Annotated in this window: 21 protein-coding genes; 9 read left to right on the forward strand and 12 right to left on the reverse strand. The window is 34.0% G+C overall.

Annotated features, from left to right (window positions below; all coding sequences use genetic code 11):
* Positions 1-4: 4 nt before the first annotated feature.
* Both K6119_RS10235 and K6119_RS10240 read left to right on the forward strand, forming a co-directional pair.
* Positions 5-907, forward strand: a complete 903-nt coding sequence (locus tag K6119_RS10235; protein ID WP_221838767.1) for a PorP/SprF family type IX secretion system membrane protein — start codon at positions 5-7, stop codon at positions 905-907.
* Positions 908-957: 50 nt separating this feature from the next.
* Complete coding sequence (locus K6119_RS10240) at positions 958-1,650, forward strand: hypothetical protein (RefSeq protein WP_221838768.1); 693 nt, start codon at positions 958-960, stop codon at positions 1,648-1,650.
* A gap of 2 nt (positions 1,651-1,652) precedes the next feature.
* Here K6119_RS10240 and K6119_RS10245 read toward each other — a convergent pair whose 3' ends face one another.
* Positions 1,653-3,320, reverse strand: a complete 1,668-nt coding sequence (locus K6119_RS10245; RefSeq protein ID WP_221838769.1) for a M1 family metallopeptidase — start codon at positions 3,318-3,320, stop codon at positions 1,653-1,655.
* Positions 3,321-3,612: 292 nt separating this feature from the next.
* The gene (locus K6119_RS10250) at positions 3,613-4,170 is read right to left on the reverse strand and encodes a TVP38/TMEM64 family protein (protein ID WP_221838773.1); all 558 of its coding nucleotides are present in this window, start codon (positions 4,168-4,170) and stop codon (positions 3,613-3,615) included.
* Positions 4,171-4,293: 123 nt separating this feature from the next.
* Between K6119_RS10250 and K6119_RS10255 the strand changes: the two genes are divergently transcribed.
* Entirely contained in the window at positions 4,294-5,862 is a 1,569-nt protein-coding gene (locus K6119_RS10255; protein WP_221838774.1) for an OmpA family protein, read from the forward strand.
* A 4-nt stretch (positions 5,863-5,866) separates the two neighbouring features.
* Positions 5,867-6,361, forward strand: a complete 495-nt coding sequence (locus K6119_RS10260) for a DUF1566 domain-containing protein (RefSeq protein ID WP_221838775.1) — start codon at positions 5,867-5,869, stop codon at positions 6,359-6,361.
* A 555-nt stretch (positions 6,362-6,916) separates the two neighbouring features.
* On the opposite strand, the gene K6119_RS10265 is transcribed toward K6119_RS10260, so the two are convergent.
* From K6119_RS10265 to K6119_RS10275, 3 genes are read right to left on the reverse strand one after another with little or no spacing between them, the layout of a single operon-like run.
* Positions 6,917-8,398 (reverse strand): PorT family protein, encoded by a 1,482-nt coding sequence (locus K6119_RS10265; protein WP_221838776.1) that lies wholly within the window; start codon positions 8,396-8,398, stop codon positions 6,917-6,919.
* Positions 8,395-8,934: an RNA polymerase sigma factor gene (locus K6119_RS10270; RefSeq protein WP_221838777.1), complete on the reverse strand. Its 540-nt coding sequence runs from the start codon at positions 8,932-8,934 to the stop codon at positions 8,395-8,397. Before K6119_RS10270 ends, K6119_RS10265 begins: the two co-directional genes overlap by 4 nt.
* Positions 8,934-9,614, reverse strand: coding sequence for a hypothetical protein (locus K6119_RS10275; RefSeq protein WP_221838778.1), 681 nt, complete (start codon positions 9,612-9,614; stop codon positions 8,934-8,936). Before K6119_RS10275 ends, K6119_RS10270 begins: the two co-directional genes overlap by 1 nt.
* Positions 9,615-9,862: 248 nt before the next feature.
* Between K6119_RS10275 and K6119_RS10280 the strand changes: the two genes are divergently transcribed.
* Positions 9,863-10,099: a hypothetical protein gene (locus tag K6119_RS10280; protein WP_221838779.1), complete on the forward strand. Its 237-nt coding sequence runs from the start codon at positions 9,863-9,865 to the stop codon at positions 10,097-10,099.
* Here K6119_RS10280 and K6119_RS10285 read toward each other — a convergent pair.
* Positions 10,096-10,557, reverse strand: a complete 462-nt coding sequence (locus K6119_RS10285; protein WP_221838780.1) for a hypothetical protein — start codon at positions 10,555-10,557, stop codon at positions 10,096-10,098. The two genes, K6119_RS10280 and K6119_RS10285, sit on opposite strands and share 4 nt — an antisense overlap.
* A gap of 189 nt (positions 10,558-10,746) precedes the next feature.
* Between K6119_RS10285 and K6119_RS10290 the strand changes: the two genes are divergently transcribed.
* A complete protein-coding gene (locus K6119_RS10290; RefSeq protein ID WP_221838782.1) occupies positions 10,747-12,540 on the forward strand; it encodes an agmatine deiminase family protein in 1,794 nt (597 codons plus the stop codon).
* 51 nt (positions 12,541-12,591) lie between these two features.
* Here the strand turns inward: K6119_RS10290 and K6119_RS10295 are convergent, their stop codons facing one another.
* The 4 genes from K6119_RS10295 to K6119_RS10310 form a co-directional block, all read right to left on the reverse strand.
* Positions 12,592-13,791, reverse strand: a complete 1,200-nt coding sequence (locus tag K6119_RS10295) for a T9SS type A sorting domain-containing protein (RefSeq protein ID WP_221838783.1) — start codon at positions 13,789-13,791, stop codon at positions 12,592-12,594.
* Positions 13,792-13,933: 142 nt separating this feature from the next.
* Positions 13,934-17,026: a hypothetical protein gene (locus tag K6119_RS10300; protein WP_221838784.1), complete on the reverse strand. Its 3,093-nt coding sequence runs from the start codon at positions 17,024-17,026 to the stop codon at positions 13,934-13,936.
* Between the two features lie 27 nt (positions 17,027-17,053).
* Positions 17,054-17,914 carry a toxin-antitoxin system YwqK family antitoxin gene (locus K6119_RS10305; protein WP_221838785.1) on the reverse strand — a complete coding sequence of 287 codons (861 nt, stop codon included), beginning with the start codon at positions 17,912-17,914 and terminating at the stop codon, positions 17,054-17,056.
* A 4-nt stretch (positions 17,915-17,918) separates the two neighbouring features.
* Positions 17,919-18,677 carry a PPK2 family polyphosphate kinase gene (locus K6119_RS10310; RefSeq protein ID WP_221838786.1) on the reverse strand — a complete coding sequence of 253 codons (759 nt, stop codon included), beginning with the start codon at positions 18,675-18,677 and terminating at the stop codon, positions 17,919-17,921.
* 52 nt (positions 18,678-18,729) lie between these two features.
* Between K6119_RS10310 and K6119_RS10315 the strand changes: the two genes are divergently transcribed.
* From K6119_RS10315 to K6119_RS10325, 3 genes are all read left to right on the forward strand, one after another.
* Positions 18,730-19,575 (forward strand): DnaJ domain-containing protein, encoded by an 846-nt coding sequence (locus K6119_RS10315; protein WP_221838787.1) that lies wholly within the window; start codon positions 18,730-18,732, stop codon positions 19,573-19,575.
* Positions 19,576-19,827: 252 nt separating this feature from the next.
* Positions 19,828-20,115: a hypothetical protein gene (locus tag K6119_RS10320; protein ID WP_221838788.1), complete on the forward strand. Its 288-nt coding sequence runs from the start codon at positions 19,828-19,830 to the stop codon at positions 20,113-20,115.
* Between the two features lie 13 nt (positions 20,116-20,128).
* Entirely contained in the window at positions 20,129-21,469 is a 1,341-nt protein-coding gene (locus tag K6119_RS10325; protein WP_221838789.1) for a T9SS type A sorting domain-containing protein, read from the forward strand.
* A gap of 1 nt (position 21,470) precedes the next feature.
* Here K6119_RS10325 and K6119_RS10330 read toward each other — a convergent pair whose 3' ends face one another.
* Both K6119_RS10330 and K6119_RS10335 read right to left on the reverse strand, forming a co-directional pair.
* Positions 21,471-22,478 (reverse strand): hypothetical protein, encoded by a 1,008-nt coding sequence (locus K6119_RS10330; RefSeq protein ID WP_221838790.1) that lies wholly within the window; start codon positions 22,476-22,478, stop codon positions 21,471-21,473.
* Positions 22,475-23,011 (reverse strand): sugar transferase, encoded by a 537-nt coding sequence (locus K6119_RS10335; protein WP_221838792.1) that lies wholly within the window; start codon positions 23,009-23,011, stop codon positions 22,475-22,477. Before K6119_RS10335 ends, K6119_RS10330 begins: the two co-directional genes overlap by 4 nt.
* Between the last annotated feature and the right edge of the window lie 69 nt (positions 23,012-23,080).

Below are 23,080 nucleotides of genomic sequence, written 5' to 3' on the forward strand. Positions count from 1 at the left end.
AACAATGAAAAAGTTAATCATTCTTCTGCTGTTATTTAATTCGGCGATATACGCACAGGATTTTAGTTTTTCGCAATGGCAAAAAAGTGCCCAATTTGTTAATCCGGCTTATAACTTTAGAAATCAAAATAGGATTTACTATGGTTTGAAATTTCAACAACCATCTCTAAGTAACAGCATCACCACTCAAGTATTGTCTTATCATACACGCATTAGACAAATAGGTGGATTCATTGGCGGTTTTTTAATGCATGATGCATATCTCAACAATGCCTCAAGTATTTCACAAATTGGAATAGATTACAATTACGTTCTTCTGTTAAGTCGCAAATTCAGCATCACTTTTGGGGTAAGTCCTCAACTTCAATACCGCAGATTCAATCCAAATAAATTTGCCTTTCAAGATCAAATTTTCCCAAGAGACGGAGTGATTAATGACTTCAATGAACCCAATCAAGCTTTTGGATTTGATTCAGATATCGGAATTGTTTTCAGATACAGTGAAATCTACCTTGGATTTAATACAAGACACTTATTGCAATCAAATCTTTATAGACCTACACTTTATAGCCTTCAAATTGGAAATACATTTCTAAGAAAATTTGAAAATCACTTACTTGACGTGGGTCTTTTAGCTATGTCACAAGATAACTTTAACTATCTGGTATTTAATATCAGTTATCAATTCAAATTCATTTATGGTGGTATAAATTATCAAATCAGAAACAACTTTGGATTCCACTTAGGTACGAGATTCAAAGGATTTGATATTAGTTATCAATATGACATGATGCAAAGCCTTTTAACCAATGCTTCAGGCACAAACCATGAATTATCATTATCGTGGTACTACAAATCAAAAAGAAATTGTTCTGGCTGTACAAGGATCAGCATGCCTGACTTTTAATTGCGTATTATTTTCCTTACTTTCATTTTCCAAAAATTAACCCAACAATTATGGAAAATGAAAAATTTGAACAAATCGTTCAGGCACAAAAGGATTTAAATCTTCTTATTAATGAGAAAAAATTCGGGATTCTGTGTAAAATCAAAAAGACAGACGAAATGACTCCTGAATTCATTGATTGGTTGAGCCCAAAGTATTTTGATTCATTACAACATATTTACAACAAACATCACATCCAAAATCCACAGATTGTTGGAGCAGTAATCCGCATGAGTTTTTTAGCCAATGAAGAAACCAAGTTAAAGGTGAAAGATTTGATTCAATTTGAATTAGATAAATCACTAAAAGCGGCAAGTAAACTTGTTCAGTTGGCTGAAATCAGAAAATTCAGCTTAGAAGATGGTAAAAAGTGTTTAGAGGACATGTTTTCTTTAATCACCTTATCTGTAATGCGCAATGTTGATGAGCCATTTGTGCATGAATTCAAAAAAGACTTTGTGAATCGTTCTTTGGCTGCTGCAGATAAAATGAAGGGATTAAAAGCAAGTAGAGATATGGAACAATTCATCATCTATGAGAATCTCTTGGATAAATTAGAAAAGAACAATATTCTAGAAGGAAAATCAGAAAAATTTGAGGCTCACGTTAAGAACAAAAACAGCAAAAACACTGTTGCTATCGTCATTGCCGTTTTGTTGGCATTATTTGCCATATTAAGGTTGGCGAATACTTTGAGCAGATAATCTTACAATTTCTTATCATTTGTAATAATGATATAATCATCCTGATCTATCAATGCTTGAGCTGCCAATGAAGTTTTTACACTTACTTTTTGCACCTCATGTGTTGGGAAAAGCGTTAACTTTTTACTTCCAATTTGTACTGATACTCCCAATTTAAAATTGGCGTTAGTGTTAGCTGGATTCCATTTATACCTGAACTCCATTTCATTATCTGCATTGGCACCATAAGCGTATATAAGTTCCGGAGCTTCCCTTCTATAAATGTATTGCTCAAAAAACCAATCAAGATTTTTACCTGTCTCTTTATTCACTAAAGCCATAAAATCTTCAGTAAACACGCAGCTTTTATAATACTCAGTTGCAAATTTTTTAATGATTTTAAAGAAGTCATTGTCTCCAATTGTTTTGCGCAACATGTATAAAACAACCGCACCTTTATTATAAATATCATTGTCTTTATAATTCGTGTAAAACACATTTTTGGGCCCAACAATAGGTCTCTTATTTAGTGACATGGACCGATTGATCAAATATGACAATTCATAAGATTTTTGCCCTTCTGTTTTCTCTTCATAAAGCATTTCAGCATAAGTGGCAAATCCTTCATGGATCCACAAATCTGACATGTCACATGCAGTCACATAATTCCCCCACCATTCATGAGCTGTTTCATGTAAAATTATATAATCATAATTGAGGTACTTTTCATTTTTGTATTTACTTCCGTAAGCAATAGCTGTTTGATGCTCCATTCCTTCATAAGGACTTTCTACTAATTTGTATCCATCCTTCCACCAGGGATAAGGGCCAAAAACTTCTTCGTAAACTTTTAAAATCTTTACCGCTTGTCTAAAATGCAATTTTGCCTTAGCTACGTTTTCAGATCTCACATAAAAGTCTAGTTTATCCAATTTGGAACTCGGATTATCATATTCTAACTGAAAGTGCTCATACATCCCCAGGTAAAAAGAGATATTGTAATGATTAATTGGATAAGATGTTTTCCAGGTAAACTTTTCAAATCCGTCAAATGTCCTTTGGTGCTCCACTAATTTTCCGTTCCCTACACAAGTGTATCCTTTAGGAACAGTGTACTTTGCTCTTATACTATCCGGTTTATCTGAGATATGATCTTTACCCGGCCACCATATACTGGAACCATTATCTTCACAACTTACTCCACAAAAATGTTTGCCGTTTTTCTTCTTCCAAACCAGTCCACCTTCCCATGGTGGTCGTCTAGCTTTATCAGGTTTTCCATGGTAAAAAACTTCGATCATTGAATGAGATGAAATCAATACAGTTTCTTTCATTTTTACCAAAACAGCAGTATGATTTCTTTCAAATTTCAATTTATTTCCAAACTCATCTTTAATTGAATCAATCTCAAATTTATCTGACAGATCAATCTGCATTTTTCGGATTGGGAAAACAGCTCTGAAATACGTTTTAACGCTCCCTGAAATTGCTTTTTTATCAGGATTAATGTGCAGGTTCAAATCATAAAAAGTGACATCATAATTTTTTCTGTACTCATTTAGGTTTCCCAGCAATGAATCTTTTTCTTTAAACTTTGGAAAACTTCCGGGTCTAGCAGGTGATTTTGGCGGACGATAAAGAGAGCATCCCACCATTAAAAATCCTATTAAAATAAAAGACCATTTGTACATATTTCAATATTACAATCTATTTGACAGTTGAACGCAAAATATTAGGAAGTATTTAACAATTATCTATTGTATTGATTTTGTGTTGTTTACATTGTTTAATGCATCATTTTAACATTTTTTTACATCCGGTCATGTAACATTTCGACTAAAAGTGAGTCATATAAGAAACATCTAAACGTAGATGAGGCCATCATGGCCACGACAACTATTATTTAATTAGTAAGCATAAAGTAATAGTAGATTTTTTCATGGGGATCCAGCCTTGTTAATAGCGCAAGGCTGGATTATTTTTTTATACCAAGGCCATCCCGCCGTATACATAAAGGTATATCAATACAATCTCACCTATCATCACACCAGCAATCAAAAACCTGTAAGGCATCTTAACAATTCCAGCTACATAACATATTATATCTGTAGGCACTAAAGGAAAAAATGACCAGGCAATTACAATTAATGAAGCTTTTGGAGAATTAAGACGTTGATGCCATTTTTCAATTTTACTGGGATACTTTTCTTCCAATTTCTTACTAAATCCAAGTAAATCTGACATATAATAAACCATTGTGGCTCCGGCTGCTACTCCGACTAATGAAACTATAAAAACAAAAAAAGGTTGGTCTGGAAAAAGTGGAATACCTGCCAAAACAAACGGAGTGCTGGGAATTAAAAACAAACCTCTAACTAAGGAAACAATAATATAAATGAACATTAATTGATTGTTGTACCTACTTAAAAAATCAGCAATATTTTCTGCTGTAAAAGACTGAGGAGAGGCTATAAAAAAAATAAGTAGGACAACTATTGCAGCTATCCAGATAAAATAAAATATGCCCTTAACTATTTTCAATTGCGCAAATATAGTACAGAATTAAAATTAAATTTTTGTGAAAAGTGTGTATATCAGAGGAATTGGCATGGAATATGGAGCTAAATATTCGTATATTTCGGAGGTTTTATTTAATTATTGATTTTGTACAAAGCAGTATTATTCATATCAACCGTTTTGGTAGCAGGTTTAAGTTTAAAAGCTCAAACCCCTACTATTCTTGATCACAAAGGCAAAATTGAAATTAAAAACCTTTCTAATTTAAACTCCAGCGCTAGAGAAAATAATTTATCCATTACGCCAGATGGTAAATACTTATTCTTTAAAAGTGATAGAGGTGGACAAACCTGGTCAAGCTATAGCGGAACTTACAAAGGAAAAGTAAGATATGACGGAGACATTTGGTACAGTAAAAAATCAGGTGAAAGTTGGGGAAATCCTAGATGTTTAGGTTTAGGAGTTAATACTTCTTCCGGAGAAGATGAACCAATGGTATCACAAGATGGACAGTTTATTTCTTATCAATCATGGAAATATAATTGGAAAACAACAGGTGGCCCTTATTATACTGCAGAGTTAAATGGATCTTCTTTCAGCAACATTAAAGGAATGGGTGGAGGAATCAACAAGTTTATTCTTGTTGAGTTTATAAAAGCCGGAAATACATATGCAACGGATGGAGCCGCTTTATCACCTGATGGTAAGACATTTTTATTGTGCGCGGGTAGAGATTATGATGGCAACATGGACATTTACATTAGTAGAAAAGTAAATGGACAATGGACATACATGAAAAAACTCAACATCAGCACTCCTGGTGACGAACGTTCAATTTTTATTGCCGGAGATGGTAAAACAGTTTATTTCGCTTCTGACGGGCATGGTGGTTATGGTGGTATGGATATGTTCAAGACAACTTTAAATGATGACGGAACTTGTGGTGAAGTAATTAATGTTGGTGCGCCTTTTAATACCAGTGCAGATGATTATGGATTGATATTAACTGCGGATGGAAATGAAGGTTATTTTGTACGTGAAGGAGATATTTATTATGCCAATACCAAAGAAGCTGATCCAAGATTAAAACCGGGTGTTACAGTACTTATTTCAGGAACTATTAAAGATCAAAACGGAAAGCCATTGCAGTATTATTTGGAATTAGATGATGTTGCTACTAGCAAAGAAATTTCTACCTCAAAATCTAATTCAAATTCGGGCGAGTTTTTGTTTTCTACTTCAGATGTAACAGCTAAATACAGAATAAGAGATGACAATCACAAGTTCATAGACACCACATTCACTGTAAAAATTAAAGATGGCGTTGGTAAAGTGCATTTAGATATTGTTGTAAATGTTCCTAAAAACACTGAAAGTCATGAGAAAAAAATCTCTGTGATGTTTGAAAGAGATGCTTCTGTTTTAGATGCTGAGGATAAAAAATTATTAGATGAAATCGTTAATATTTCGCATTCAAGTATTGAATATGAAGTTGAAATCGTAGGAATGTCAGATGCGCACGGAAGCAGTGATTACAATAAAAAAATGAGTTTGGAGCGCGCCAATAAAATGAAATCTTATTTGGTAGCTCAAGGATTGAAAGCCGAAAAAATTAAAGTTTTATCTGAACCCAAAAATTTGTCAGAAGTAGATAATGACGTACCTGCTGCACAAAGACATAGAAAAGCCACAGTAACCATTAATTACACTAATTAACCCCATGAAAAAATTTGTTAGTTTAACTTTCACATTAACCCTTCTCTTTTCAACCCAAGCCTTTTCTTATAACAACTCTTTAGCACCACAACCTGATGTATTCGTAAAAAAGAAAACATTTAATGTTGGTGATATTGCACAAGGAGGTATTATTTTCTTTGTAAACAAAACGGGTGATCACGGTTTAGTAGCCGCTCAAAATGATCAATTTGAAAATCAAAACTTTCAAGACTGTTTAGATGGAATAAATGATCCTAAAAACCATGATGAGTTAGGACAGCAATTTTTAGACTGGAGACTTCCTAATTTATGGGAAGCATATAAAATGTACATGAATCTTTACATGATTAATGTTGGAAATTTTAGTGCCGCACCTTACTGGACTACCAAAACTACCGTTGGATTTGATAAAGTTCACATCATGAATTTCGAAAAAGGAATGGACTTAACATCTTATAAATCAGAGACTTTTAGAGCTAGAGCTGTAAGATCTTTCTAAAAAAATAATTTTTTTTACTTTTTTTTCCAACCCTTTACAACTTCTTGCATCTTAATAGTGCAGTTGAACCATTAAGTAATCTTTTTAGTTTAACCCCGCTTCGGATTTTTTTGGAGTAGTAGCCTATAGTTTAGATTTTAATTTTTGAGACTAAACATTCCGAAGCACACGACATCATAGAAACGTGATTTTAGGTTCAATGCCAGTTAACCAAAAGTGACTGAAAACCAAGATTGAAACGTCAATCTTGGTTTTTTTTTGCACTAAATTTTCCAACCTTTTGATATTTAGTTAGTCTATTAGTTGTGTGGATATATAAACAACGAGATTAAAGCTCTGTTTGTATTTAAACATAACTTACTTTCAAAAAATAACTGCTTGCAGAGAACGAACTGAAAAAACGGATCCCCATGACTAAACTCATTGACACCATTTTCTACGGTATGTTTCAATCAAAAAGAAAGATATCAGTAAAAGAAAAATTTTTAGTTGTGTTTTTTGCAAGTGTGTTATTGCTTTTAACAACTTCCTTTCTATTCAGTTAAGAAATTCTACTTAGAATCTATATCCAACGCTTAAATAAGCTCCAATGTCAAATTTAGTAGTGTAGTTATTAGAAGGATCGATAGATCCGTTACCACTAAAGATATTTCTCAGTCCAATTTCAGAATTAAGACCGTATCCAATTACAAAATTGTTTACATCATATTCCTGTCCTAGTTGAACAGTTAAACCGTAATCCAGCTTTTTAAATGCATCATTGTAAGATACTATTGTATTGTCTTCTTTAACAAAGCTTCTTTTGTTTACTCCTAAATATGGTCCACCTCTGAAGATTAGATTATGATCTCTAGTTGCTCCCTTGAAATTGAACTTTCTACCATACAGCAATGAAACCTCAAAGAAGTCAATTTGGCTAGTTCTTATTTTATATATTCCATTATCATAGAATCCAAGTCTGTTTCTAGATGAAGAATTAACAAACATGTTCACAGACAAACTATTCTTGTCTTTATACCATGCTTCAAAATTAAATCCATACTTATTACCTAAAGCCATTTTAGAGTCTAACAAAGTTTCTTTATCAAAAGATGCTCTTGTGTCATTATCCAAAATCCAGCTATTGTGTAGTCCACCAATAAGTCCGGCATTAAAACTCCATTTTCTGATATCACGTTTAACTTCTAAAGTCGCAAATTCTGCTTCTTGAACCAATGGTGAACCTAATCCGCTTATTGTTGTTTTAGGAAGCAACTCTAGATTTGTATTTTCTTCATTTGAAGCAACAGTATTATTTACCCCATTTGATAAATCATTCAACCCTGTTAACCCAACACCATTATTATCTTCTAATGTTTGAATATCTGAAGCTGTGTTATCATTATAAATTGGCGACTCAATTACTACAACATCCTCAAGATTATTCGCATATAAGTTATTTGAAATTGTTTCTTCATTAGCAACAATTCCAAATGGTACAATTTCACTCTTGTTTTCTATTTGTGAAGTAGATCTATTATCTACCAATCCTTCATTTAAGTTGGTAGGAATAAGGGTCATTAATAAGGCCAATGAAGCCGCTACTAAAATTGCCTGCCATTTATTAGAACCAACTTTTATTTCAGTTGCTGCTATTCTGCTCCAAACATTTTCAGTATCCAAACCGTTTTGTACTTTTTCCCAGATAGTATCAGGTGCTGCCACCACAGTTTGCTCAAAACTTTGATTCACTAGATTATCAACTCCTTCTACGTTTGACAATTCATTAAAATCAAATGCCGGAGCAGTATGAGTTTGTGCCTCAAAACCTTCTTTTACTTTAGCGTCTATTGAAAGATTATTTAGATCATTTGAAATACTATTCCATAAATCATCTGGCGCTTGAAAACTTTGAGCTAAAAACCCTTCACTCACTTTATTATTTAAAGCAGCATTATCTAGCTCATTTGAAATTTCATTCCATACGTTTGACGGAGCATTAAAAGACTGCGCCTCAAAACTCTGTTTTACCAACGATATGTCTTTATCTAATTTCACTTATGACCTTTAATAGCTTCTTTTAATAACGTTCTTGCTCTATTCAACTGAGATTTTGAGGTACCTACCGTGATATCCAAGATCTCGGCAATTTCTTGATGAGAATATCCTTCAATTGCAAATAATTTTAAAACCAAAGCTGCTTTATCAGGCAATTGATTTACCAGTTCAACCACTTTTGCAGTAGGAACAACATCCACTTCTGCAGGTTCTATGTCTGCGGTATCCGGAATATCTTCTACATACGTAAAAGCATCTCTAATTTTACTTTTCTTTCTTATATGGCCCAAAGCTGTGTTAACTATTATACGCCTAACCCAACCTTCAAAAGAACCATTGAAATTATAAGTGTGTAATTTTTTAAAGATTTTGATGTAACCTTCTTGCAGAAAATCTGATGCTTCATCTCTGTCTTCAGCATAATACATACAAACAGAAAACATTTTATCACAATGCAACTTATACAACTCTTCTTGAGCTGCACGTTCGTGATTTAAACAACGACCAATTAGTTCTCTGTAAGATTCTTCTTGCATTAATCAAATATAGCACGATTTGACTCATTGATTCGAGCCAGTACTTGATTATAAATAGTTTGATTATTGTCTTTATTTACCAAAATGTAATCTTGCCCCTGAGCTGGAGTAACCACTGCATTATCCCAATCTGATGCAGAAATATCTTCAAACCAATAAATTGGATCCAATTCAATTTCTACTTTTTCTCCTTCAGATTCTTTCATGCTGATTGTTGATTCCCCTTGTTTACCTTCACCTGTAATAAAGAATTCTTGACTACCCGATAGTTCGAAAATCAACTTTACGATAGGACCTTGATTTTGCTTGTATGTTCCTTCAAGTGACATAGCAAGATTTGTATTTTTATCAGCCAGATTAAACTTTAGATCGGCTGATACATAATCTCCTTGAGGTAAATCAAAATTTAACTCATCAATCTCTCCTGAATTATTTACATCAATATTCAAACCTTCATTAAAGACTCTGTTGAAATTAATGTCTTCTCCTTCCACTCTGTCCCCAATGATATTGAAGTTTTCAATATTTATGGTACCTGTGGTTAATTTAACGGCTGCTTGAGGCTCGAAATTTTTATTTAAGTCAAATGCAAAGTTCACTTTTACAGGCTTTTTCAAGTCTGCCTTCTCGCAAGATCCGAGCAAAACTGCAAATGCTAAAAATGAAAAAATAGTTCTCATGGGTAGTTTTTTGATATCTGGTAGATGCATAAATTACGAAAAGGTTGCAACGTATGCCAATAATTGCAAGGTTTTTTAACAATTTCTATACAAAACGTAGATCATTGAACATTCGTTGGTCAAATTACCTTCTATGTTAATAAGGGCAAGGATTCGTGAATAAGTAACTTCAGAAATATTTGACTCTTAATAAGTTGAGTCTTAATTTGCAAACTGTACCACAAACAACAACCAAAAACCTCTGAACTATGTCTAATTGGAAATTGATACGCGTTTCTGATATTATGCAGAATAAAAATGATTTGGACATCAATAAAATGTACCGAGCAGGAGCCGTAAATCACAACAGTGCATACCGCGCATTAGAAATTGAAACTTATGAAGATTTTGTGAAGGTATTAGCACAACTGGAACCAGGATTTGAAGAATACATGGTTTTTGACAAAAACCATTATGCCAACATTCCGGATTTTAATCAGGATTAGTTACCTGGATTTCGTTGAAATAATCTAGAAAAATCGTCTGAAATTGTACTTCCATTATCCAATGGATAAGATTCGCCTCTGCCCTGTCTTTCGGGTTGTGCATCTATTAATGAACTGGTTTTTTGTGATTCATTGTCAGCCAACCAAAATCCATATCCAGTGTTTCCATGAAAATCGTCCATTGGAATAACTTCTTCCTCAATTACACGAGTTGATGCAGAATTAGATTCAACATTTTTAAAAGCCATTAATTCCGGCAAATTGAATTCCCCAGCAGATGCGATCAATTTGTCATTTGAATTCTTTTTTGAAAAATCAAAATCTTCAACACCTAATTCTAAAAGATCAGCTGCAGTAACTTGCTTACTTTGAACTTGAACACTTTCATTGTCAACAATAAAAGCCTTTGCTAATACCATAGCAACCACTATTATCATTCCAATCGTTGACTTGTTCATAGGTTAATTTTCACGCAATAAGTAAGTAGTTCATTTGAACTGGTTTCCCTTAGACGCCAATTTTGTCACAAGGTGGTCTAAGAGGGGGCACAAAGTTAGATATATTTTTCCTTTCTTTCTCAAACTGATTCATTTTTAAGTATTTCCACGCATATTTTTTTATCTTTAGGAACCTCAAAAAATATTAAAATGAAGAACTTATACACTTCTTTAACCCTTTTTGCCCTATTAATAGGAAGCATTACATCTTATGGACAAAAAGTGGACCTTCCTAAGGGAATGACGGAACATGAGAAAACAATCATGGATGAATACCTTCAATCTTTCAATGACAGAGGTATTACCAGTCCTCCTCCTTACACCAACATCAGAAATATGGCCGAATGGGAAGAAGTTCAGGCGCTGGTAATTACATGGACTGGATCATACAACACCATTCAAACTAAAATAGTGGATGCTGCTCAAGAAGAGTGTTTGGTTATTATTCATTGTACAGATTCTAATAATGTCAAATCCATCTTAAATGGAAATGGTGTACCGGATGTAAACATCCATTATTTAGAAGTACCATATAACTCAATTTGGATTAGAGATTACTTTGGAAACACTTGCTATAATAACTATGTAGATGACATCTTTTTTGTTGATTGGATTTATAACAGACCACGCCCGGATGATGACGTAATGGTAGATGCTACAGCAACATATTTAGGTATTCCTGTTTACTCAATGACAGCAAATCCTACCAAATTAATGGCAACTGGCGGAAACTGGATGACAGATGGAGCCGGCATTGCTTTTTCATCTGAATTAATAGTTGACGAAAATGACGGTACAGGTGATTACGGATTAAATTATCCAAATCATACTCCGGCAGAGGTAGATCAGCTTTTCAGTGATTGGATGGGAATTAACACATACATCAAAATGACTGTTTTACCTTATGATGATATCCATCACATAGATATGCATATGAAGTTAATTGATGAAGAAACTTTGCTTGTTGGAGAATATCCGACTGGAGTATCAGATGGACCACAAATAGAAGCCAATTTACAATATGTGTTGGACAATTTTAATACGAAATTTGGTACACCATTTAAAGTTTATAGAATACCTCAACCTCCTAGTACTTCTGGCGCTTATCCGGGGTCTGGTGGATATTATAGAACGTATGCAAACCAAACTTTTGTGAACAACACTGTATTACTTCCAACCTATAGAGAAGAATACGACACTACGGCATTAGCAATTCTTGACACAATCTTACCGGGATATAATATTGTTCCTATTGATGTTGACAACACAGGTCAAAACCTAATCTCACTTAGTGGTGCTATTCACTGTATTACACATACGGTAGGAGTTAATGATCCAATTTATATTTCACACAAAAAATTAGAGGATACCAATGATGATATCAATCCTTATCAAGCAACAGCAACCATAATGCATAAAGATGGAATCTCTGCTGCTTCTATTTGGTATAAAACAGATATTGCCGGTACGTATACTGAAGTTTCAATGAATAACACTAGCGGTGACGTCTGGCAAGGTCTTATACCTGCACAAGCGGTTGGAACAACAGTGTATTATTATATTGAAGCTACTGCGGTTGGGGGAAAACAGGTAACTCACCCTTTTACAGCTCCTGCGGGATATCACAAATTTAAAGTGCTAGGAACCGGAGGTGGCGGAGGTTCTGGAATTTCAGAAACAAATCCATTAGAATTATTAGAGATTTATCCGAATCCGGCTTCTGAAATTACAGTAATCCCTGTGAACATGCTTAACAATGTAAACGATTGCCAAATTGTTATGACCAATATGGTAGGAGAAATTGTTGAAATTATATATCAAGGAGAACTTCCGGCAGGTAAAAAGAATTTCTTTATTGACGCAGGTGAATATGCAGCCGGTGTTTACCAGATTATTATTCAATCAGGTGACTATCGTGACTACAAAAAACTTGTGATTCAGTAACAGATAAAAGACTTATTTAAAAGCGGGCCTGGTTTTAACTGAGCCCGTTTTTTATGGATTTACCTTAGTGAATTTTTGGACTTCAACTTTACCGTCAACTTCTATTCTTAAGAAGTACATTGCCTGATCCAAGTCTTCAATATTCATATCTACTACGTTATTTCCTTCAAATAGTGAAACACCCTGTTGAACTGCCACTGTTTTACCGTTTAGATCCAAAATATGGATTGTAATTTGCTGATCCTTATTGGCCTTTACATTTAAATTAATTTGATTGCTTGCAGGATTTGGATAAAGCATCAATTGGTTATTAATCTCACATGATTCAATACTTACTATATCACTGGTAGATTTATTCCCATTTAGGTCAATTTGCTTTAACCTGTAATAAGTGATTTCATTTTCCAAGTTATTATCCTGATAAGCATAATTATGTGCTGTAGATGAAGTTCCATTACCTTGAATCTTTGCCACAAAAGACCAGTTTTCAGCATTGGTGCTTTTTTCAATTACGAAATAGTCGCAATCTCTTTCAGATGCAGTTGACCAATTTACAATTGCTGAACCTCCTTCACACTTTGCTGTGAAAGTGGTTAGCTCCACTGGAAGAGTAGAACCAAGTGTAATCAAATCAATCCCCATTCTCAATCCTCCTGAAGTTGAAGACCCCAGTAAATGATTGGCATCATCATCATAAGGTAAAAACTTAAAAGTATGAGAAGTAGCTGTTGGCGTAAACGCAACAGAAACATTGTCCCAGCTTTGACCGGTAGCATTATAAGCCAACAAACTAGTACTAGGAGTTGAAGTAGCCAACAAAGTATTATCCACATAAACTCGCCATGACCCTGTTGGATCTAAAGCATTTGATTGTTTTATTACCGTTTGATAAAAATCAATCACATAAGGAGTTCCAACACTCAATCCTGAAACAGTTTGCATTAAACCTTCATGATAACTTGAACTTCCAGAAAACTCAGCATGTAAACCAGCTACGAAAGTCCCTCCACTATATGGTGTTCCAAGAATCCCAGCAGATGCAGAAGGTCCTGTTGTATTGCAAATATCTGAAGTAGCCTGTAAAGAACCACTTGCCGTACTTGCAGGGTCTGTATTAGGAACTTGCTGCCATCCTGTTGGAGCTGCACTAATTGCCACAGATCCGTTCAAATCAGAATTGGTGAAATTTTGACCTTTTGCAAGCTGTGTAATGAAAAACACAGCAATGGCAAGAAATGAAATCTTGTACATAATTGAAGTTCAAATAGGTAAGGTGCCACAAATGTATGACACTTCTTTAGAAACTTCAAAATTTTAAAACAGTTTAATTGTTGAATTTCTGGTACTTAGGAAAGTATCTGTGTTATTTCTATCAAAAACTGGTGTGAATTATTTAAAATGAGATGTCTCGTGAAATTACCTCCAAGTATCTCTCCGGCAGTTCACTCATATTTATTAGCGATTTTTTAATCCAAATATCTCCTTTCAAATACTCCTGAAACTTATAATCTGTAATAAATCCATTTTCATCCAAAACGGGGATGGCAATTACAAAAGCATTTTTAAACTGATAGATTTTAAAATTCTCTTCCGGTATAAACCACTGATCATTTTTATGGTCGTAAATTCCAGACATATAAGATCCTTTAACCGGTTCTTTATACAAGAAATGACCATCAACATCAGTAGAATCATAACCTTCTTCGGTAAATAACGGTAGTGCAGGTAACTCTTCTATGTAATGGTTATAAACCACCAAACTATCATCCAATTTATAGGTTGAAAATTTTTCGTTGTATTTAGCTAAAATAGGTTCAAACAACACCTTTGATTCAAGCCCTTCTTTCAAAATAAACCTTGAAGATTTGAGGGTACCGTCATGATTCAAAATTGGTTCATTAATTAAATATTTATCACCCAATATCCATTCTACATTAATATTCTCAGGCAGCACAACCCATTTATTTTCCTTCAAGCTGTACACTCCGGTTCTGAAATATCCCGGAATTGAAGGGTAAAACACAAAATTACCATTGGCATCAATTGAATCTTCACCAGGATACTCATAGCTTTCCATGATCATTTCATCAATAAAGTCATTTTCATTATTCTTGATTTTGACCAAATCCTCATTGTAGTTTTTAATCTCAAACTCTGTGAAAACTCTTTTATCTATGAAATCCTTTGCCATGAAATCATCCTCTGTTAAAGCAGCAAAATCATCTTGAGGAAAAGGAACCAATGTATCAGCATATAGCCCATAACCATAAGGAATTGCAAATAAATAATTAGCCGCTACACTATCCTCATTTTCGAAATAATAAAATAACCTACCCGGATTTTCTTCATTGGCAGATTTGTACCACCAAATACTTCTGCTTTTTGCTGGGTCATACTCGTAGCCATATTTATCAGGATGATCACCTATAATCTTCACCCTAACATTTGAATCGTTCGGAATTTCAAAAATGATTGGTTCTCCATTTTCTCTGATAGCATCATCTACTTTGAATTTCATCTGACCATCTTCAATGTAAAATGCTCCAACGTCCAGCGAATAACTCATTACTTCTTTAGGTTCAATAAAAATCTCCGCCTCTATATCTCTTTGTCTTGCAACTCCAACACCATCTTTGGTTTTATAGTAATGAACTGTTTCAACATCCGGAGATATACTTGATGTGCTCAAAATTTCTTCATCCGGAATTAAGAATTTTGGATCCATTTTGTATATGTAGTCATTGTAATCAAATTGCTGAGCTATTTGATTATTTTCATTGAAAACAACAACCTTGGAATCTTTATAATTTCGTGTTTCAGTTAAAATTGGTTTGATAGCCACATAAGAACCATTATTATACGATAGTTTGGTGTGCTCAGGATCAATTATCCAATCAGATTTATCAGGATCAAACACTCCACTTACATAAACTCCAGGTTCAGGTAAGGGATAGACAAATTCACCTTCAACTGTCATTGAATCTTCTCCCATTTCTGACATTAGTGGAATCAGGTACTCATCATCCTCTGTCAAGTGAGCATTTGCAATAATCTTTCCGTTGCTCAACCACTTAGCATTGATAAATCTCCATCCCGGTAAGTACTCAAAATCACTTAGTTCCTTAGGAACAATTTTGCTCAAATCATTGAGGTTTTTATTCACCGGATTGATTCTTATAACTCGCTCATTATCAATCAAGGCAATTTCTTCCCAATTATCTCCTAATTTATCCTGACTCAACCAAACTTCAGCATTTGTTAACTTAAGTTCTTCTTTGATTTCTATATCATTTACAAGTGTATCTATTTTGAGATCATTATTCTCTCGTCCCTGACATAAGAAAAGGACATCAAACAAATTATCTTCTTTTGCAGCTAAAACATACTCGAACTTACCAGTGTTTGGAGATTCAAAATAATTCACAAAACCATGATGAAGTATGTATTGGTATTCTGGTTTAAATACTTCCTCAACGTTGAAATTACCCTCTGTAGACAGCCATTCAAGAGAATACCCATCATAGTCTGATTTTCCGCACAAAGGAATCTTGAACATTCCAACCCCTTTTTTCTGTTTATGATATACATAAATACTGTCTTTATCATACCAAACTTTTTCACTTTTTAGTGGCCATAAGTCTAACGGAAAAGCAAACTTTTGATATTTGATATGTTCAGTAGGCTGCATTCCCGTCTTTTTATCATAACTGAAAAAATCATAAGTATATATCAAAGGAGAAAGACTGTCTTTATTACCAGCTTTTGGTAAATAATAAGCGCCGTAAATATTTTCCCAGGCATTGACACCTATGTAGTTAGGCTCTATTGTCCATTTGCCCGAGTTCAAATCAAAACAACCACTATTAAAGATCATCTTTTCATCTGCATCAAAATAAACTATAAAACCGTTATCATCAATAGAATCTTCTCCGGGATACTCAACACTTGGAATAGCTAAAAACTGCTCATCTCTTGTATTGTAATGACTGAATTGAAGTTTTAAATGATTGTCTTTGATATAATAATTGAACTCCCCTTTGAAAGCATAATTTTCTTGATCCTGAGGGTTGACACAAAGTAAAGTGGCATCTTCATCTAGACCAAGATAATTGATAGCCTTTTGATCAACTTCTTGTGTTTGTAGTTTAGAATCCCATTGTGATTTTAAAATATGTCCTAAATGAAACTTGCCACTATCGCTTGCAGGCTCAAGTAATTGAACACTTCCTTTGTAGTAATGATAGACTTTTACTTTCTTTTCTTTTAAGTTAACGTCCAACAGCATTTGTGGCTCTTGTAAATGTATCACATGACCATTGTGAGGCTTTTCTAAAAATTCACCTCTGGCATTGCTCCAAATTCCCACTTTGGTTTTTTGTTTGCAAACAACTAAATGACCCTGTCCAATATCAGTTTGTACCCATCCATCAGGTTGTGCAAAAGCAACAAAAGTGGACATGACAAAAAGAAAACTTAATAACCTCATAAATAAAATGTAAAAAAGAAAATGTCTTTACTCAATTAGCTCACCATTCGCGTAGGATTCAACAAAATCAATGGTGCCATTCTTTTTATAATGAATACTCTTCCCATTTAACAAACCATCTTCATATTGAGATTCTGTTTGCTTGTTTCCATTATCGTAATACCAGATATGTATTCCTACTTTATCATCATAATCAAACATTCCTCTGTAAGATATATTTCCATTTTCATAATAGGTAACATCTTCACCATATAAGTAATCGTCTTGATATTCTGTAGTTTCTTCTAATTGTCCGCCTTCATACCACCATTTCCAAAGCCCGGTTCTTTCTCCATCTTCATACATTCCTTCAAAGGATTTATTTCCGTTTTCATACCATCCTTCAGAAAAACCATTCAAAAGCGTGTCATTATAGTATCCAATTTCTTCAATTTGTCCAGAAGGATAATACCAAACATATTTTCCCATGGCTTTACCACTTTCATAATTTCCAATTGATTCTAAGCTTCCTTCTTCACTGTAAAATTTCCATTTCCCTTCTTCAAAATCTCTGTGATACTTCCCTTCACTCGCTAATTTTCCGTTGTCGTGGAATGACTTGAATTTACCTTCTGCCAAACCATCTACCCAAATACTCTCTTCTTGTAATCTGCCGTTTTCATACCAAAACTTCCAAGAACCGTCCTGCATTCCATTTTTAAAGTATCCTTCAGACTGCTTGGTTCCGTCGTTATAATAAAAGGTCCAAAATCCATGCTGGTTTCCCAACTCATCATAACCACCTTCACCGGTAGTTTCATCATCAATCCTTATCTTTTCTTCTCCCTTTTGACCACAAGAAGAAATAAATAGCAGCAATATAAATCCAATGAAAAGTTGGTTTTTCATTTTACTATTTGTTTTGATTAAACTTGTCTGATTCCAATTCAGGCCATTTCAAATCCATTTGTTCCATTGCCTCAATTATTCGCTTAGCAATAAAATTGATTTTAACCCAATTTCTATCTGCAGGAATAACATCCCATAAAACGTTATTACAACGTTTAAAAATCGTTTCATAAACGTTCATATAGTCATCCCACATCTTGCGAGAATTCCAATCTCCATCATTATGTTTCCAGTGTTTCTGAGGGTTTTCAATTCTTTCAGTCAATCTTTCTAATTGTTCTTCTTTTGAAATATGCAGATAAAATTTCAAAATTTTAGTTCCGTTTGATTCCAGTAACTTTTCAAACTCATTTATTTGATCATATCTCTTTTCAATTTGATCTTTTGAATGCGTCTCAAGAACTGTAGGAACAAGAATATCTTCATAATGAGACCTATTAAAAATATGAATCATACCTTTTGCTGGTACAACTTTATGAACTCTCCATAAAAAGTCATGTGCCATTTCCTCTTCGGTAGGCTTTTTAAAAGAGTACACTCTACATCCCAATGGATTAACACCCGAAAAAATTCTTCTTACAGTACCATCTTTACCAGAAGCATCAACTCCTTGCAAGATTACCAACAAGCTTTTTTCACTTTGTGCATAAAGTATTCTTTGTAGTTCAGCAATACGCGCTATTAGCACTCTGTTTTCAGCTTTTATTGCTTCTTTATCCCAATCTTCGGGTCCTTGAGTAGATGCTGTCAGTAATTTTGCCATAGCAGTAGATATTTCAGCTAAATTTAACCAATCATTTTAACCTGAACATAATTTGAAGTTTAAAGACTATCTCATTGCCAACGTAGCCGTCAGCACAACATGCTTTTTTATCATGTTTGCATTAACCGGTATGGTTGCTCCTGCAATTGCCTTTGGAGGATTTATATTTATAATGTATTATGGTGCAGGAAGGTATTCAGCAAAAAATTCAAGAACAGTAGCTGGCAGAAGATATGATTTCATGACCAATGAATCAATATTCAACAATTCACTACTTGTTTTATTGGCAGGAGTATTAAAATCAGATGAGCACAACTCTAATGTAGAGGTTAAATACATCCAACAATCATTATCGCTCCATTTTAATACTGCTAGAGTTGATCAACAAGTTGCGTATATTCAAAAATTGACACAAAGAGAAAATTTGGATCATAAACCAATCTGTAAGATGATTTTTGAAAACTATTATCTCACAGAAAAAGTTCAATTAATGCATTTGTTGGTAGGTATTGCTACTGCTGATGCATATCTGAGTGACAAAGAAAAAGCCTATTTAGATGAAATTGCAGCAAGAATAAGACTTCCATTCCCTACCTATCAAGCTATCTTTAGCATGTTTAGGTTTAAAACCGAAGCACAACATAGAGAACAACAAAAAAGACGTGAGCAAAAACAATACAGCTCATCTATGAAGTTAGCTGATGCTTTTAAAATTCTCGAGCTAGAATTAAATGCAACAGAAAAAGAAATTAAAAAATCTTATCGAAAACTAGCATTAAAATTTCATCCTGACAGGGTAATTCATTTGGGAAAAGAACATCAAAAAATAGCAGAACAAAAATTCCAAATTTTGTCTGAAGCCTACGAATACATTAAAAATATTAAAGGATTCAATTAATTTTAATCTGCTAGGAATCCAAGAATAAAAAAGCTGATTAACAGTTGAATTAGAAGTTTAAACATTCAAAACCCTTAGCACGTCTACTTTTTAACGGTATCAAAACAGAAGTGTTATTTTTTTTACATTATTAAACTTTAATAATTAAACTTTAAGAGTACAAATGAGGTAAAAAATTCATGCCTTTAACTTCCAACCTTTCAATGTATTATTCATCTAAATGAGGCTAAGCTACTGCTTAAACTACACACTATGATGAAAACTCTTACAATTACACTAGCTATGGTGGCCTCTATGAGCGCCACTGCACAACAGGTTCAGGAATTAAATGGGGGGAATAAAATCAATTATAAATCAACTAATTTGATATACGAACCAACCATTCCGGCTGATTCAACTTTTACAGTTACGAAAAATACTACAGGACAACCACTGACAGAGGAAGTCTTGAAAGAAATTAATCTTCACCGAATGAAAGAAGATTATTTGTGGAGAGTGAATGGAAAAATAGAGATATTAATTCATGCTATACAGCCATAATTAGGAGGGGATAATGAGAAGAATACTAGCTTTAACAATAACTACCATTGTAACTTTTTTTACGAGCAATACGGCAAGCTCTCAAACTGCAGTTTGTTCGGGGTCATACACAACAGTAACAGCCAATTGTCAGAATTTTACAATTGGAAATGGAACTACAGGATACATTCAAGTTTGCTTGGACGCCAATAATTTCCCATCTGGTGGTGGGACTAACTGCAGTCCGGGTTGTGGATTTACCGGTGGAGGTTATCCTCCAAATATGTGGGTATATGATTCAGGAGGAAACATTATTGACAACTTCAATGCAGCCAATGCAGTAGGAGATTGTATTACCGTTCCTGTAAATGATGGTGTAGCAACTATTTATGGATTGTGTTTGACCGCAGGAACTACCATTTCATGGGAGACAATTGATGCCTGTGGAAATAACGTATGCTCTGGTTCACCTCCTCCTTGTTTCCCTCCAGGTTCATGCGATTGTGCTAACCCTTGTGGCGCAGCATGCGGATTTGCTACAACACCTACAGTGGCAGACGTAACTAGTGGATGTCCTCAATATGAATATGTCCCAGAACTAGGTCCTTCTACTACAAGCTCATCTTGTTATACTTTTACCGCAGCCAGTACATCAGTTGACTTTGGTGTAATTGTTTCATCAAACTGTGTAGGTGGAAACGTAACAGCTTTTTCATGGGAAGTATACAATACTGGAAGTTGTGGTTCGCCATTATATTCCGGAACACTGGCCAGTTTAACTATGAATCCACTTGTGATTGGAAATAGCTACACATTCTGTTATACTTTCACAACGCCTTCTTGTACACACACAAGTCACTACCCCTATTTTGTAGGTGCAGAGCCACTTGAAGTGGAATTGAAAAAATTCAATGCAGAAGCTTTAGACAATGCTGTCATGCTAAGTTGGGACGTTACTTCAGAATTTGAGAACGATTACTTTGTAATTGAAACTTCAACTGATGGTTTAAATTATCACGAAATAACATCTATAGAAGGTAATGGCAACAGTGAAACTAAAACTTCATACCTATACATGGATGAACGTGCATCTGAAGGAATGAATTACTACCAACTTATTGGTGTAAGTAAAGATGGTGATAGAGAATATTTGGGATTGGCTTATGCCAATTATTCACCGGTTGATAAATTTGAAGCAGTGAGTGCAGAAATTTTTAACTTAAGTGGAACTAAAATCATGACTTTAGACGCAAAAGGAGAAAACGTTAATAATTTGATTAATAACTCAGATTTGCAATCAGGTTTTTACATTGTTCAAATGATTGATGCAGTTGGAAATACCAGATCTTTTAAACATTATCAAAAGAGCAAATAATTTACCACTGATTTAATACAAGATTTTGAAGCAGCTTATTAATAAGCTGCTTTTCTTTTTCATGACCTATTTGCAATAAAAAAGCATGGATTGTTGAAATTATAGTATTTCCTTCTTGCGGAACAAAAGCCCAACCTTTAATCTCATTTTGAGTAATTAATAAATTACCGTCCAAGACTATTGCATGACTAAAAATTCTTCCGTTGTATCCATATCTTCTTCCCATTTCAAAAACTACATTAGAGTCAAACTTACTTGTTCTTGAAACCAAAGGACTATTATCAATCAAATCAATTACACTGTCTTTTAGTGGAGATTTTAGCTTCAAATTAAATCTAACTGAATGTAGAAACTGACTAGGAGTTGTAATATCTGAAGCAGTACAATTTGCATCCACTCCAATTGATTTAAACATATCATTTACATCAATTGAATGATGAGTTCCTGCAACTTCATCTAAATGTCGAGAAACAACATTACCTGATACCATTCTTTGGTGATTACCAATATCCTCAGATCTTCTTACCACCACCATATCTGCAGATTCTAAATTTTGTAAGAGATCTCCCCCAAACAATCTCATTATGGCTGCCGAACCATGCATATTGCAAGATACAACATGAACAAACTTTTCATTTTTAATAAGCTCATTATTAAGTCCGGACATAAATGAAACACCAAAGCCTTTTTCGCTTCCCTGAGCAGATGCTCCTATTAAATTTGGTAGCTTATCATAACGATCTTTATTTAAGAGGCCAACACCATTTGCAGCACATTCAAAAATGTAATTCACCTTAGGTAAAACATCTTCCGGGTTTGGATAGCTAACATCATCAGAACATACTTTTATTCCTTTTGCTTCAAGTAAATTAAGCTCTATACTTTGCCATGGTTGAATTTTTCTTTTGTATGCCCAAACTTCATCAATGCCAAAATCAACTTTATAATCCAACAATAAATTAGCTACAGTGGTTCCGATATTTCCTAATCCATTAACTAAAACAATCATTTGCTGTACAAGATTTTTTTCACTTTTTGTTTACCTAAAAATGGAACCAAAACAGATGATAATAATATTTGAAAATTCAATTTGAGAGATTCATTCTTAATGTAATAATGATCCAAATACCAACTCATTTTTTTATCACAAACAGGAGACAATTGTGCCAAACCTATTATTCCAGGCCTTAAATTCCATCTAACTGCATAATAATCGTCATTCCAACCAAGCCTGCTAATATCAGATTGAGTTAGGGGTCGAGGGCCAACCAAAAACATCTGTGCTGACATGATATTTAATAATTGTGGTAATTCATCAATACCCGTTTTTCTCAAAACTTTACCAACCAATGTTACTTCATCATTTAACATAGATCTAAATTTAATAAGCTTGAAAGTCTTTTTATTTAGGCCCACTCTTTCCTGAACAAAAAACGGATTGTGAAAATCAGCTAAAAAGATTATTAAGGCTACCATTAAAAGAAATGGTAACAAAATTAGCAGGGCAACTAATGCCATTATTGAATTTGCAAGGGTTCGCACACAATAAATTTAACACCATTGATGAATTATCTTGTTGACAATCAACTAAAATTCAATGCACTTTATTAT

The sequence above is a fragment of the Paracrocinitomix mangrovi genome, from assembly GCF_019740355.2.
Classification (GTDB): Bacteria; Bacteroidota; Bacteroidia; order Flavobacteriales_D; family Crocinitomicaceae; genus Paracrocinitomix; species Paracrocinitomix mangrovi.